Annotated in this window: 13 protein-coding genes, 1 pseudogene and 2 riboswitches; of the genes and pseudogenes, 13 read left to right on the top strand and 1 reads right to left on the bottom strand. The window is 46.0% G+C overall.

Annotated elements, in window-relative coordinates:
• Positions 1-33 precede the first annotated feature (33 nt).
• Positions 34-1830, top strand: coding sequence for an excinuclease ABC subunit UvrC (gene uvrC, locus ADA01nite_RS19615; RefSeq protein WP_146812125.1), 1797 nt, complete (start codon positions 34-36; stop codon positions 1828-1830).
• 77 nt (positions 1831-1907) lie between these two features.
• Positions 1908-2097: riboswitch (Lysine riboswitch) on the top strand.
• 177 nt (positions 2098-2274) lie between these two features.
• A complete protein-coding gene (locus ADA01nite_RS19610; RefSeq protein WP_146812124.1) occupies positions 2275-3516 on the top strand; it encodes an aspartate kinase in 1242 nt (413 codons plus the stop codon).
• Positions 3517-3579: 63 nt separating this feature from the next.
• On the opposite strand, the gene ADA01nite_RS19605 is transcribed toward ADA01nite_RS19610, so the two are convergent.
• On the bottom strand, positions 3580-4155 hold the full coding sequence (locus ADA01nite_RS19605; RefSeq protein WP_146812123.1) for a biotin transporter BioY: 576 nt from the start codon (positions 4153-4155) through the stop codon (positions 3580-3582).
• A 139-nt stretch (positions 4156-4294) separates the two neighbouring features.
• Positions 4295-4408: riboswitch (SAM riboswitch) on the top strand.
• Positions 4409-4523: 115 nt separating this feature from the next.
• Here ADA01nite_RS19605 and metX point away from each other — a divergent pair.
• The 11 genes and pseudogenes from metX (at position 4524) to ADA01nite_RS19550 (ending at position 14173) form a co-directional block, all read left to right on the top strand.
• Positions 4524-5630, top strand: a complete 1107-nt coding sequence (metX, locus tag ADA01nite_RS19600) for a homoserine O-acetyltransferase MetX (protein ID WP_146812122.1) — start codon at positions 4524-4526, stop codon at positions 5628-5630.
• Between the two features lie 313 nt (positions 5631-5943).
• Entirely contained in the window at positions 5944-6594 is a 651-nt protein-coding gene (locus ADA01nite_RS19595; protein ID WP_146812121.1) for a succinate dehydrogenase cytochrome b558 subunit, read from the top strand.
• 11 nt (positions 6595-6605) lie between these two features.
• Positions 6606-8378, top strand: coding sequence for a succinate dehydrogenase flavoprotein subunit (gene sdhA, locus ADA01nite_RS19590; protein WP_146812120.1), 1773 nt, complete (start codon positions 6606-6608; stop codon positions 8376-8378).
• Positions 8379-8402: 24 nt separating this feature from the next.
• The gene (gene sdhB / locus ADA01nite_RS19585; protein WP_146812119.1) at positions 8403-9158 is read left to right on the top strand and encodes a succinate dehydrogenase iron-sulfur subunit; all 756 of its coding nucleotides are present in this window, start codon (positions 8403-8405) and stop codon (positions 9156-9158) included.
• 287 nt (positions 9159-9445) lie between these two features.
• Positions 9446-10483 carry a biotin synthase BioB gene (gene bioB / locus ADA01nite_RS19580; protein ID WP_146812118.1) on the top strand — a complete coding sequence of 346 codons (1038 nt, stop codon included), beginning with the start codon at positions 9446-9448 and terminating at the stop codon, positions 10481-10483.
• A gap of 123 nt (positions 10484-10606) precedes the next feature.
• Positions 10607-11083 carry an acyl-CoA thioesterase gene (locus ADA01nite_RS19575; RefSeq protein ID WP_146812117.1) on the top strand — a complete coding sequence of 159 codons (477 nt, stop codon included), beginning with the start codon at positions 10607-10609 and terminating at the stop codon, positions 11081-11083.
• The gene (locus tag ADA01nite_RS19570) at positions 11076-11522 is read left to right on the top strand and encodes a hypothetical protein (protein WP_146812116.1); all 447 of its coding nucleotides are present in this window, start codon (positions 11076-11078) and stop codon (positions 11520-11522) included. The genes ADA01nite_RS19575 and ADA01nite_RS19570 overlap by 8 nt, the downstream gene beginning before the upstream one ends.
• Positions 11523-11720: 198 nt before the next feature.
• A pseudogene (locus tag ADA01nite_RS19565) lies at positions 11721-11870 on the top strand (LuxR C-terminal-related transcriptional regulator); the annotation flags it as partial.
• 170 nt (positions 11871-12040) lie between these two features.
• Positions 12041-13270 carry an AAA family ATPase gene (locus ADA01nite_RS19560; RefSeq protein ID WP_146812114.1) on the top strand — a complete coding sequence of 410 codons (1230 nt, stop codon included), beginning with the start codon at positions 12041-12043 and terminating at the stop codon, positions 13268-13270.
• Positions 13258-13980 (top strand): hypothetical protein, encoded by a 723-nt coding sequence (locus tag ADA01nite_RS19555; RefSeq protein ID WP_146812113.1) that lies wholly within the window; start codon positions 13258-13260, stop codon positions 13978-13980. The genes ADA01nite_RS19560 and ADA01nite_RS19555 overlap by 13 nt, the downstream gene beginning before the upstream one ends.
• A gap of 13 nt (positions 13981-13993) precedes the next feature.
• The gene (locus tag ADA01nite_RS19550; protein ID WP_146812112.1) at positions 13994-14173 is read left to right on the top strand and encodes a hypothetical protein; all 180 of its coding nucleotides are present in this window, start codon (positions 13994-13996) and stop codon (positions 14171-14173) included.
• The last annotated feature ends 394 nt before the right edge of the window (positions 14174-14567 follow it).

Below are 14567 nucleotides of genomic sequence, written 5' to 3'. Positions count from 1 at the left end.
GATTTTCACAGAAAAAGAAAGGAGGTATACAGAATGGATACGCTAAAAGAAAAGTTAAGCCTTTTGCCGGACAAGCCGGGGTGCTATTTGATGAAGAACGCGGCCGGAGAAGTCATCTATGTCGGCAAAGCCAAAGTATTAAAAAATCGTGTCCGCTCTTATTTTACGGGCAGTCATGACGGTAAAACGCAGCGTCTCGTCCAGGAGATCGCTGATTTCGAATACATTGTTACATCCTCGCCGGTCGAAGCGCTTTTGCTGGAGTGCAACTTGATTAAGAAGCATGATCCTCGCTACAACGTTTTGCTCAAAGACGACAAAACGTACCCGTACATTAAAATTACGAATGAAGAACATCCGCGTCTTGAAATTACCCGCAAAGTTGTAAAAGACGGCGGCAAGTATTTCGGACCGTATGCCAATGCAGGAGCGGCCCAGGAGACGAAGAAGCTTCTGGATCGGCTCTATCCGCTGCGCAAGTGCAAAAATATGCCGAAAAGTGTTTGCCTGTACTACCATATGGGTCAGTGTCTCGCTCCGTGTGAATATGAAGTAGACTCAAAACAGTACGAAGGCATGATTGAAGAAATCTCCCGTTTTTTAAACGGAAATTACGGGGAGATTAAGCAAACATTGAAGCGGCAGATGGAGGCGGCGGCGGAAAACCTTGAGTTTGAGCGTGCCAAGGAACTGCGTGATCAGATTCAGTATATTGAAGCCATTATGGAAAAGCAGAAAGTTACGTTCAGCGACAACGTTGATCGAGACGCCTGGGGCTATCATACCGACAAAGGCTGGATGAGCGTACAGGTATTCCATATTCGCCAGGGGAAGATGATCGAGCGGAATGTGGCATCTTTTCCCTTCTACGGAGAAGAGAATGAAGATTTCATTTCTTATGTTGTCCAGTTTTATCTTAAGGAGCATATCCGTCCAAAGGAAGTGCTGCTGCCTGTGAGCGAGGGAACGGATGGACTCGAAGAAGCGATTGAAACCAAATTGCTCGTTCCGCAGCGCGGACCGAAAAAGCAGCTGGTAGATATGGCGAAAGAAAACGCACGTATCGCCTTAGAAGAGAAGTTTGCCCTTATGGCACGCGACGAAGCCCGCACGATCCAGGCGGTGCAAAAGCTTGGTGAAGCGCTTGGCATCGGCTATCCGAAGCGGATTGAAGCGTTTGATAATTCGAACATTCAAGGGGTGGACCCCGTTTCGGCGATGGTTGTATTTACTGATGGCAAGCCGGATAAGAAAGAATACCGTAAATACAAAGTGAACACAGTGAGCGGGCCGGATGATTATTCCACCATGAAAGAGGTAGTTCGCCGCCGTTACACGCGTGTGCTGAAAGAAGGATTGGAGTTGCCCAACCTTATCATTATTGACGGAGGAAAAGGCCAAATTGCGGCAGCGGTTGATATATTGGAAAATGAACTTGGGCTTTTTATCCCTGTATGTGGATTGGCCAAAGACGAAAAGCACCGGACCGCACAGCTTCTGGTCGGTAACCCGCCTATTCCTGTCGATTTAAAGCGGGACAGCAACGAATTCTATCTTCTGCAGCGTATTCAAGATGAAGTGCACCGATTCGCGATTACATTCCACCGCAACACGCGCAGCAAGACAATGTTTCAGTCGAAACTTGATGAAATTCCGGGGGTTGGAGAAAAGCGAAAGAAAATGCTCCTGAAGCATTTCGGATCCATTAAAAAAATGAGGGAAGCGACGGTAGACGAGTATCGTAATCTCGGGATCGGTGACAAACTGGCGCGGCAAATTCTTGAATATCTGCGTGAAAATACGGAAGCCGCAGCCGATAAATCCGAATAAAACGGTTGCCTTTCCAGTTGGCATGTGATACCATATACGAAAATTAAATATTCAAATCATCAACGCCTCACTGAACAAGGTGAGGTAGAGGAGCGAAGACCATGAGTACCCCGCTGGAGGAGCGAGAGTCCTGAGAAAGCGGATGAAAGGGGAATTCGCCGAAATGACAGAACGGATCTCGCCGCCTGTCGTTGGGTCTGCATTGAATAAGTGCAGGACTGTCACCGGACTATCATCCCGGATAGCCGGTGGAGTACTATCTCGCACAGGGAATTGGGAAGTGAGCGTTAGCTGTATTTGATCTGGATATATACAGACAACAGATAAGGCGAACGCCTCTGTTGTCTTTTTTATTTTCAGCGACATGACCTCTGGCCCTCTCAAACGTGCGGGGCATTCGAAACAAAGAGAAAAAGAATGAAAAGTTCGAGGAGGACACGAGAGATGAGTCTTATCGTACAAAAATTCGGCGGTACATCCGTTGGCACGATTGAACGGATTCAGGCGGTGGCCCGCCGCGTTTTATCCACTGTACAGTCCGGACATCAGGTGGTGGTTGTTGTTTCGGCCATGGGAAAGTCTACGGATGTTCTGGTGGATATGGCCAGGCAAATTACCGGTGAGCCGGATCCGCGTGAGATGGATATGCTGCTGACGACCGGAGAACAGGTATCTATTGCGTTGCTGACCATGGCCTTACAGGAGTTGGGGCAGAGTGCCGTATCAATGACCGGCTGGCAGGCCGGTATTACAACGGAAGAGGTCCATACGAAGGCGCGTATTACGCAGATTGATCCGACACCGCTTCGAGATGCGCTCGCCAAAGGGAAGGTAGTTATTGTCGCTGGATTCCAGGGTATTTCCTCTGACGGGCAAATTACGACGCTTGGGCGGGGCGGTTCGGATACGACGGCAGTGGCGCTGGCAGCAGCGCTTCAGGCGGATAGATGCGAGATTTATACTGATGTGGACGGTGTATATACAGCAGATCCACGCATTGTTTCTTCTGCAAGGAAACTGCCCTATATCTCTTATGATGAAATGCTTGAGCTGGCGACGCTTGGAGCCGGGGTTCTCCATCCCCGTGCGGTGGAATGCGCAAAGCAGCATCGTGTCTCTTTAACCGTTCGCTCAAGCTTTGGCACAGAAGAAGGAACCATGATTGGGGAGGAATCGAATATGGAGCAAGGGTTGGTTGTTAGCGGAATTGCTCACGATAAAAGCGTGGCGAAAATTACGGTAGCCGATATGCCGGCCAAATTGAATGCAATGTCCAGACTATTCGCCACACTGGCGGAAGAGCATATTAATGTAGATGTTATCGTACAAAGTGCTTATGAAGCTAATACAACGAATGTATCGTTTTCTGTAAGCGGTGAGGAAGTAAAACGGACGCTGGATGTTTTGCTTAAGCATAGGGAAGAACTTGAGTTTGGGTATGCGGTGGCAGAGGAAGACCTGGCCAAAGTCTCGATTGTCGGAGCCGGCATGATTACGAATCCGGGTGTGGCAGCCCGGATGTTTACCTGTCTGGCTGAGGCAGGCGTGGAGATTAAGATGGTGTCTACATCCGAGATTAAAGTTTCTTGCGTCATTCCGCTGGCTCAGATGGAAGCGGCGGTACGCAGCCTTCATACGTCCTTTGGACTTGATGCCAAAGAAGCTGCCATGGTATATGGAGTATAACAAACATAAAAAAGAGCTCGCCGTCTTTTGAACGGCCGGGCTCTTTTTTGACGTAACGGATCATTATGCGGTGATGTGGCTTTTGCGAAGGGAGGCCGGAAGAAGACCTGCCGCAGCGAGACGTCGGCGGACAAGCACTCCGATATAGGAAGCGACCGCAATCTTAACCAGGTCAGGCAGTACGAACAGCCCCATACCGAAAGCAAATGCCTGGTTCCACGGTAGGCTCAGTACGAATTTTAACTGAGTGACACCGCATGCATAGATGATGGCCAATCCGACTACATTCGCAAGCAGCGCGCGGAAAAATGTGATATCCTTGTTTTTAAGCAACGTACCCATGACGAACACGGCTATAACATATCCGATTAAGTATCCGCCTGTTTTGCCAACAATGATGCCGAACCCGCCGGAAAATTGGGCAAACACCGGTGCGCCTACAGCACCGAGCAGTAGATAGAGCAGAACAGCGATGGTTCCATAGCGTCTTCCTAGAATGATAGCGGTAAGCGCGATAGCAAAATTCTGGAGAGTAAAAGGAACCTGCGGAATAAATGAAAAAGAAATCTGAGCAAAAACCGCTGTTAGTGCGCAGAATAAGGCCGAAAGAATCATCATTTTCATGTTTTCGTTTCGCATGAGCTTTCTCCTTGTCTTATGTTAACCTATTATAATACTGAGTTTACAAAACGAACTTTCTTTTTGTCAATATTGACATTAGTCAGTAAAAAACGTAGTATTGAACTAACTCGCAGAAAGACGGAATACAATAAGATAGCTCTTATCAAGAGAGGCGGAGGGACTGGCCCGATGAAGCCCGGCAACCCCGTGCATGTGTGCGGATGAGGTGCCAATTCCAGCAGAACGGTTTAAACGTTCTGGAAGATAAGGGGAGGACGATGAGCTATGAACGCCTCTTCCTTATAAGGAAGAGGCATTTTTTATAAGTTGGTTCGCCGCTACGGTATGGTGCGGAGAGAAAAAGAGCAGAAGGGAGTGACGAGCGCATGATACAGAAGATGGTGATAGACGAAATAAAACTGGAGTGCGGTGATACGCTGAGACAGGTTGAAGTGGCATTTGAGACGAGCGGAACGCTGAATGAGGAGAAGACGAATGCGATCCTCGTTTGTCATGCGCTTACCGGTGACGCATGCGCAGTCGGAGATGAAGAACAGCCGGGATGGTGGGAAGGCCTTATCGGTCCCGGACGCTATATTGATACGAATAAATACTTTGTGGTGACGTCGAACGTATTAGGCGGATGTTCCGGTACGACAGGTCCTGCTTCCCTTAACCCGGAGACCGGGAGGCCATATGGCGCGGATTTTCCGGTAGTCACCATACGGGATATGGTACAGCTGCAGTATCTAATGGTGAAGCGTTTAGGGATAGATAAATTGTTTGCCGTTGTCGGAGGCTCAATGGGCGGAATGCAGGCTTACGAATGGGCGGTTATGTACCCGGAGATGATGCATCTTGTCCTGCCTATTGCTACATCGGCCCGGCTGTCTGCGATCGCCATTGCATACAATGATGTGGGACGGCAGGCCATTCTGTCCGATCCGGAGTGGAAGAGAGGACATTATTACCCGGGGAAAGGACCGGTCAACGGATTGTCGATTGCCCGTATGTTAGGAATGATTACGTATCGTACGGCTGATTTGTTTGAGTATCGTTTCGGCCGGCGTTTGAAAGACGAACGGGATGTAACCCAGTTTGATTCCACATTCAACATCGAGAGCTACCTCCGTTATCAAGGGCAAAAGCTGGTCGAGCGGTTTGATGCCAACAGTTACCTGTATTTATTGAAAGCAATGGACTCGCACGATATCGGGCGAGGACGCGGAGGTATTAAAGCGGCGCTGGAACGGATTCAGGCCAGGGTGCTTTCCATCGCTATTTCGAATGACTTGCTGTATCCTGCCGATCATCAGGAAGAAGTAGTGGAGATGCTGAAAGCCTCGCACAAAGAAGTGGAATATCACTTTGTTGAATCCATTTACGGTCATGACGGGTTCCTTGTGGAGTTCGTAAAGATCGGTCCACTGGTAGAACAGTTTATTGAAAAATATAATACCGGTATTTTTAAACAATCGGCAGCATCAAGATAATCATTTTGGTATCGGCGAATTTCGACAATTTGTCCGTCGCTTTCCTTGACGCTGTCTCTTTGACGGAGTAAAATGAATTTGTCACAAAGTCTTCATTTATTTTTAAGGCTTCCTTGGGAAGCTTTTCTTCATGTCATGCATGTAGAGTAGAGCGGATAAAGGGGGAGTTTAGAGAGAAAAATGAAGTGGTAGGGGTGTTTCGAGAGAACTGTAGAGAAGTCGGAGAGAAATTGGGTGTGTTAAACGTTTTTGTGAAAAAAGTGTCAGACTAGAAAAATTGTAGCGGATCCTTGTGAAAGGGGGAATTTATGCAATGATGAATCATCGGCATTTTTTTAACCGTAAACTACATTCCCTGCTAGGCGTTGTACCCATCGGGGGATTCTTATTCGTCCACTTGCTAACGAACTATTATGCAACGCGCGGTGAAGAAGCTTTTCTTGAGCGCGTTGAGATTATGGAAGGGCTTCCGTTCCTGGCCCTCATCGAAATCCTCTTTATTTTCTTGCCCATTCTGTATCATGGCATTTACGGACTGTACATTGCATTTCAGGCGAAGAATAACGTGGGTAACTATGGCTATTTCCGTAATGTAATGTTCATGCTGCAGCGTGTAACAGGTGTTATCACGCTCATTTTCATTACATGGCATGTATGGGAAACAAAAATGCAAATGGTAATCGGAAATGTGGAAGCGACTGGCCTGTTCACATTGATGAACGAAATTTTAGATAACCCATTCATGCTGGCATTCTATATTATTGGTCTTCTGTCCGCAACATTCCACTTTGCAAACGGTCTGTGGAGCTTTGCTGTAAGCTGGGGTATTACAGTTGGTCCCCGTGCGCAGCGCATCTCTACATATGTAACCATGGCTGTGTTCGTGTTAATGTCGGCAATGGGATTGCTTGCTCTGTTCTCATTTGCGAATCCCGTTGATGTAGCACAAGCAGTCCAAAAATAGGGGGTTAGAGCATGAGTAAAGGTAAAATTATCGTAGTTGGTGGCGGTCTGGCAGGATTAATGTCCACAATCAAAGCCGCTGAAGCCGGCTACCCGGTTGAGTTGTTTTCTCTTGTTCCTGTAAAACGCTCTCACTCTGTTTGTGCGCAGGGCGGTATTAACGGAGCGGTAAATACGAAGGGTGAAGGGGATTCTCCGTGGATCCACTTTGACGATACGGTATATGGCGGGGACTTCCTTGCAAACCAACCGCCGGTAAAAGCGATGTGCGATGCCGCACCGGGCATTATCTATATGTTTGACCGCATGGGCGTTATGTTTAACCGTACGCCGGAAGGTTTGATTGACTTCCGCCGCTTCGGGGGTACACAGCATCACCGTACGGCATTCGCCGGCGCCACCACGGGTCAGCAGCTCCTATACGCATTGGACGAGCAGGTTCGCCGCTGGGAAGTAAACGGTCTTGTTACGAAATACGAAGGATGGGAATTCTTGTCCGCCGTTATTGACGAAGACGGTGTATGCCGCGGCATTACTGCACAGAACCTGCGTTCAATGGAAATCAAATCTTTCAAAGCGGACGCCGTTATTCTTGCGACAGGTGGCCCTGGTATTATCTTTGGTAAGTCTACGAACTCTGTTATTAATACGGCAACGGCTGCTTCTGCTGTATACCAGCAGGGCGCGGCTTACGCAAATGGAGAATTCATCCAGATTCACCCGACTGCGATTCCAGGAGATGACAAGCTTCGTCTGATGTCCGAATCTGCCCGCGGTGAAGGTGGACGCGTATGGACATATAAAGACGGTAAACCCTGGTACTTCCTTGAAGAGAAATATCCGGCTTACGGAAACCTTGTACCGCGTGACATCGCGACCCGTGAGATTTTCGACGTTTGTGTTAACCAGAAGCTTGGCATAAACGGCGAAAACATGGTATATCTCGACCTGTCCCACAAAGATCCGCATGAGCTGGATATCAAATTGGGCGGTATCATCGAGATTTACGAGAAATTCGTCGGCGACGATCCGCGCAAAGTTCCGATGAAAATCTTCCCTGCTGTTCACTATTCCATGGGCGGTCTGTGGGTTGACTATAACCAAATGACGCAAATTCCTGGCCTGTTTGCTGCGGGTGAGTGTGATTACTCACAGCACGGCGCAAACCGTCTGGGTGCGAACTCTCTGCTGTCCGCGGTATACGGCGGTATGGTAGCGGGTCCGAAAGCAATCGAATACATCAAAGGCTTGAACAAGTCTGCTGAAGATGTTTCTTCTACTATATTCGATGCGCAAGTGAAGAAAGAACAAGAGAAATACGACCGCATCACAAATATGACAAGCGGTACGGAAAATGCATATAAGATTCACCGTGAGCTTGGCGAGTGGATGACTGACAACGTAACGGTTGTTCGTTATAACGATAAGCTGAAGCAAACGGATGAGAAGATTCAGGAGCTTATGGAGCGTTATCAAAACATTAACATCAATGATACGTCCAAATGGAGCAATGCCGGTGCTTCCTTTACGCGTCAACTGTGGAACATGCTTGTGCTTGCCCGTGTAATCACGATCGGTGCGCTTGAGCGTAACGAAAGCCGTGGCGCGCACTATAAGCCGGAGTTCCCGGAACGTGATGACGAGAACTTCCTGAAGACGACAATGGCGAACTTCGACCCGGCAACGAATGCGCCGAAGATTTCGTATGAAGATGTCGATGTTTCGCTGATTAAGCCTCGTAAACGTGACTACTCGAAGAAGAGCACAGTAGCTGAGAAGAAGTAGTAGAAAAAAGAGGGGTGAAGAGACATGGCTGAACAACAAAAAACGGTTCACTTGATTATTACCCGTCAGGATAGTCCTGATGGAACACCATATAAACAGGAATTCAAGATTCCTTATCGTCCAAATCTCAACATTATCGGTTGCCTCATGGAAATTCAGCGTAACCCGGTAACGGCAGACGGTAAGCGGGTCGCACCGATCGTCTGGGAAATGAACTGTCTGGAAGAGGTTTGCGGCGCTTGTTCTATGGTAATTAACGGCAAGCCGCGTCAATCTTGTACAGCACTGGTCGATAAACTGGAGCAGCCGATTCGTCTGGAACCGATGAATACATTCCCGGTACAGCGTGACCTGGCTGTTGACCGTAGCCGCATGTTCGATGCATTGAAACGCGTAAAAGCGTGGATTCCGATCGACGGCACGCATGACCTTGGACCGGGTCCGCGTATGCCGGAAGTGGATCGCCAGTGGGCATATGAGCTTTCCCGCTGCATGACCTGCGGCGTGTGCCTGGAAGCGTGTCCGAATGTGAACGACAAGTCTCCGTTCATCGGCGCATTTGCTATCTCCCAGGCACGTCTGTTCAATGAGCATCCGACTGGTAAAATGAACGCTGAAGAGCGTCTGGAAGGCTTAATGGGTGAAGGCGGTATTACCGATTGCGGTAACTCGCAAAACTGCGTGCAGTCCTGCCCGAAAGGCATTCCGCTTACAACGTCCATTGCGGCGATGAACCGCGCGACGACAGTATACGCTATCAAGAATTTCTTCCGCAGCTAATTGCGGATACACGGCGGCACCCTGCAGATTCGGCAGGGTGCTGTTTTTCTATGCACTTCTTTAAGGATAGGAAACATAGCAAGTTAAATGAATTTCTTTTTCTGAAGTTCTTTTTCCGGCAACTTAGCGGCAGTGTTGCATCTTGGCAACGGAAAACCAAACGAAGAAAAAGGAATTCATTTAAATTTGTTACCTGATTTTTCGAATTTGGTTGACATATTAATCTTTCTCTTCTTATAATTAATGTTAACTATTAATAAAAAATAGTTTACAAATAAGGAGGAGCTATGCTGACACCTGTGTTGGAAACAAAGCCGAAGACGGATTGGGTAGCGCTTGCAGAGGAAGTACTGGCAGGGAAGAAGTTAACGAAAGAAGAGGCATTGACTATTTTACAAGCGCCGGACACGGAAGTGCTGACGCTGCTTCAGGGTGCGTATCGTATCCGCAGCCATTATTACGGAAATAAAGTGAAGTTAAACATGATTATTAACGCAAAAAGCGGTCTCTGTCCGGAGGATTGCGGCTACTGTTCGCAGTCTATCGTTTCGACCGCGCCGATTGAGAAATATCCGCAGCTTTCTAAAGATGTGCTAGTAGATGGTGCATCGAAAGCGAAAGAAGCGAAGGCAGGTACATACTGTATCGTCATGAGTGGACGACGTCCGACGGATAAAGAAGTGGATAACGTGATTGAAGCAGTTCGTGAAATCAAAGAACAGCACAATATGAAAATCTGCGCTTGTCTGGGGCTTATCACTCCTGAACAGGCAGTTCGGCTTAAAGAGGCCGGCGTTGACCGCTTCAACCACAACATTAATACATCAGCGAGCAATCATGCCAACATAACATCCACTCATACATATGATGACCGCATTGCTACATTGAATGCCGTCAAAGAAGCGGGAATGTCTCCTTGTTCCGGCGTCATCCTGGGGATGGGGGAAAGCGACGAAGAGATTGTCGAGATGGCATATGCGCTGTATGAGATCGATGCTGATTCGATCCCGGTCAACTTCCTGAATGCTATTCCGGGTACGCCGCTGGGATCAATGAAAAAAATCGGCGCCATGAAGTGTCTTAAAGCGCTTGCGCTGTTCCGCTACATCAACCCGACGAAAGAAATTCGTATTTCAGGCGGACGAGAAGTGAATCTCCGTCATCTACAGCCGATGGGCCTCTATGCTGCCAATTCGATTTTCGTTGGTGACTATCTGACAACAGATGGTCAGAAAACGCAGTGGGATCATGAGATGATTGAAGACCTCGGCTTTGAAATTGAAGAGTGCGCATTTGATAGCGGGCCTCCGGTATTACATCAATAAATGCATAGACAGATCAGCATAAAAAGCTTCCCTTAAGCGGGGGAGCTTTTGTCATGATAGAATAATTTGTTAAAATAATAACAGAATAAGAACAGCAAGTAAAAAGCAGGGAGTGGAGAAAATATGGCAAGAGCCACATATATACAGCCAAGCTTGGAGGAATGGCTGGAGAAATTTCATTTTATGACCAAGATTACGATTCGTTATTGTGAGACCGACATGTCCGGTCATCTGAATAATACCAGTCACCTGATTTATTTCGAGCAGGGACGGGTTGAATATTTTGATAACCTCGGCTTCGGTGATCTGGTGCTGGACTATGATGCGGACTTAATGGTGGTAGTTGCGGATATTGCCTGCCATTACCATAGCGAAGCGTTCTTTAGGGAGACGCTGCGGTTGGGCGTACGAGTAGCACGGCTCGGCAATAGCTCCCTGGAGCTGGAATACTGTCTAATTGCAGAAGAGAAGAATAGACTCGTGGCAACGGGGAGAGGAACAATCGTACTTTTGGATAAGAAAACAAGACGAAGCGTACCAATTCCTGAAAAGGCACGTGAAAGCATTGCTTTATTCGAGCAAATGGAGCTGATTGGATAAGTCCATGTTTTTCCACGGCATTCCCCTTACGTATCTGTACATACAGTATCCCGTGCTATCGTCGCGGCAAAGTACGGGCCATAGAACGAAAGAGCAGTCCGAAGATCGAAAACATCTGATTGAGCGTTTCGGTTTAGAGCCTGTACATTTGCTCGAATATCGACGGCATGATTACGGTCTGCAGGATTGCTTAAAAGCGTGTTTCGGGTTCGGTGATGTCGTATTTGCATTCCGGAGTGTACCGCTTCCTATGTGGCAAATCAGTCGACATGAAATCGGCGTACCAGCGCTTAGTTTGCATCGGGTGCGCTGGATTTTTGTTCTACGCTCCGATTACCAGAAGGAATTACAAGCCCTTTTTCCCACCGTTCCTATTTTTATCCTGCGTAAAGGAAATGGAAAGTTTTGTGCCTCCTCTAAAAGGGGAAATGCCTATTAAAAAATCCTTAGGGAAGCGTACGGTAGACGAGCAAATTTTTTACAGGTAAATGAACAGGGAAAACGCGGAGCGAATATAATGTGTCGCAGGCCCAAATTTCCCGCTTCCCTGAACCACCTATCTTTCCGGGTCATAGACTATGGTGACTGTATCCCTAGCCTTGCACTTGAGAGCCCAGGCCAAGGAGGGGTAGCACTTTTGAATAACGAACAGAAAGCCAAGCCACTGTTGACCAACCGGGAACGAGAGGTATTTGAACTTCTAGTACTAGACAAGACAACGAAGGAAATCGCGCAGCAATTGTTTATCAGTGAGAAAACTGTCCGCAATCATATCAGCAACCTGATGTAGTTTGAAGCACACAAGGAAACCTGTCGGAATCGGCAGGTTTTTTACGTTTTGTAGAGAAGGATACATAAGGTAGCGTATAATGAACGAAGGTTTGACTTTAATTGTTATTCCTTGTCTACAATAAAGAATACATAGATCCGACTTTAATTATGAAGGTGATAAATAATATGAGTTTTCGACTCCATTTTAAAAACTTTAAATCACTATGGGACGTTGATTTTGAACCTGGAATGGTCAATGTATTTATTGGTGCGAACGGAAGCGGAAAAAGCGCATTGCTTGAAGCAATCGGTGTGTTGAGTGCGGCAATGGCTGGAAGTGTAGATGATGCTAGCTTACAGCAAAGAGGAGTACGTCTGGGTACTCCGTCACTATATAAATCTTCTTTTCGAAACCATAAGATTCCTTTAACCATTCAATTAGGGATAGATTGGGAAAATCCGTATGGTGATTGGAAGTACAATGTTCATCTAAGCAATCCGATTGATAAACCAAAACCAGCATGGCAGTACCATGCGGAAAAGCTTCACAAGGGGAATAAAAGTATTTTCGGACGCTCAGGAAACACAAAACATAAAATAGAAAATTTCCCTGAAGTAGAAGTCGATAGCTATAAAGGATTATTAAACTTTTTACAGGGAATCCATATTGAAAATAATCCCGTTTATCAGGTAAAAGATTTATACAATACGTTTAGTCACTATGCGATTTATACGCCAAATACAAGCACCTTACGCGGCATTCAGAGTGACTCGTCACAACGTGAGCCAGTTGGGTTATTTGGCGGGCGATTATCTGAGGCAGTAGAAGATTTGCTAAATCTAGATGAGGAAAAGTTCGGAAATCTAGAATTGGATGAGCTATACGAGTTATTAGATTGGGTAGGCGACTTGAGCATTGGTAAACCCAACAGAGAAATTCTATCACCGAGTGTACCTACTACACAAAAGATTATCCGATTTACCGATGCCTATATGAATGAAAAAAGGAATGAACTTACTCCTTACGATGCCAGTGAAGGATCGCTATATGTACTTTTTCTACTAACACTAGCAATGCATGCATCTTCCTCGAAAATGTTTGCAATTGATAACTTTGACCAGGCATTAAATCCAAGGCTGGCAAGAGCAGTGACAAAACAGTTTAGTCAGCAAGTGATTGAGAGCGGAAAAATTGCCTTTATCACGACGCATAATCCAACTACTCTTGATGGACTTAATTTAAGAGACGAGCGGATTCGTCTTTTTTCTGTAAATCGAAATATAAAAGGACATACGCAGGTTACACGTATTACCGTTACAGATGAACTGTTAGAGATGGGGAAACAGGGATATAGCTTATCTCGTTTGTGGGTAATGGGGCGTTTAGGTGGTGTGCCGAACATATGGGACGTTTAACAATTGGGATTGTTGCCGAAGGACCAAGAGACGCAGAAATGATAGAAGCGCTTATTAGTGAATTTATTCCTGGTGACCATCTGTTTTTAACATTACAGCCTGAAATGTCAGAAACAGAAGGTTTTGGCACAGATGGAGGAGCTGGACAGCATGGCGGTGGCTGGAAAGGTGTTATAAGTTGGTGTAGAGAGATTGCTGAACACTTTTCTGGTATGTCTTCATTTTTAACTTCTACAAGTCCAACCATTGATTTGTTGGTCGTGCATGTTGACGGGGACATAGCAAGAGAAGACGAGGTGAATTGTTTAGCTCCTTGTCCTCCTATTAATGGCACAGTACAAAATTTAAGAAGCAAGATAAATGAATGGTTACAGGTGAAAGATATCCCTGCAAACGTTGTATACTGTATTCCTTGTGACAATGTAGAAGCGTGGATTTTATGTGCCTTTGATCCTCAGACACCTTTACATAACCCCGAAGCAAGTGTTTTTCTGGAATGCTTTCATAAGCCTGACATGGAAATTAGTAAGCAAGGATATAACCGACCACATCGCTTGTTAAAGAGAAAGAGCAATGATAAGCCTTATAAAAATAAGAAGATATACCAACGTGAGCTTATTCCAAAAGTAATTGAGGAGTGGGAGACAGTAAAGCATATTTGCTCGCAAGCGAAAGCGTTTGAAGATGACGTGAAAAGCATATTGTCATAGTAGGAGGTTGGGGATGAGACATAATCTTGAACGCACTCTGGATGAAATGATCGAGAAGGTGGAAGCTCGTGGGAAAGATGAAGGTAAACTTGAAATGATTCGGAAGTTGTTTAGCCTGGGTATTGCAGATATAGAAACGTTATCCAAAGCTTCTGACTTGCCGAAAGAAGAGATGGAGAAGTTGTTGTATTAATTATTTCATTGGTCGTACTGTGAGGTACGATTTTTTTATTTCCAATGAATAGGGGAAACAATGTATAATCTAGATATTTTTAATAAAATAGCTAAAAAGCAATGTGATGAAAGTTTTAAGACTCATAGTTTTAGATGTGAAATATTGGGATATATAATTCGCAATCACTTTATTGAAACAGGAATCGGGCAGAAAAGGACACCGCGTTTAGTGGTGAATTGGTTCCATAAGTTTACTTGGAAGGAACTGGATTGGAATTATTGGAAATAATTCTTAAACAAAAACTATCACAGCAAAAAAAGTCACGTAAAAAATAAAGCTACCATGATTGGTGGCTTTTTTCTTTGAAGTTCCAAATTTTTAAATATATGTTTGTTAGAAAATTTAATATAAT

This window comes from Aneurinibacillus danicus, assembly GCF_007991215.1.
In the GTDB taxonomy this organism is placed as follows: Bacteria; Bacillota; Bacilli; order Aneurinibacillales; family Aneurinibacillaceae; genus Aneurinibacillus; species Aneurinibacillus danicus.
The sequence above is the reverse complement of the archived record's forward strand: the minus strand, read 5'-3'. Positions and strand labels throughout refer to the sequence as shown.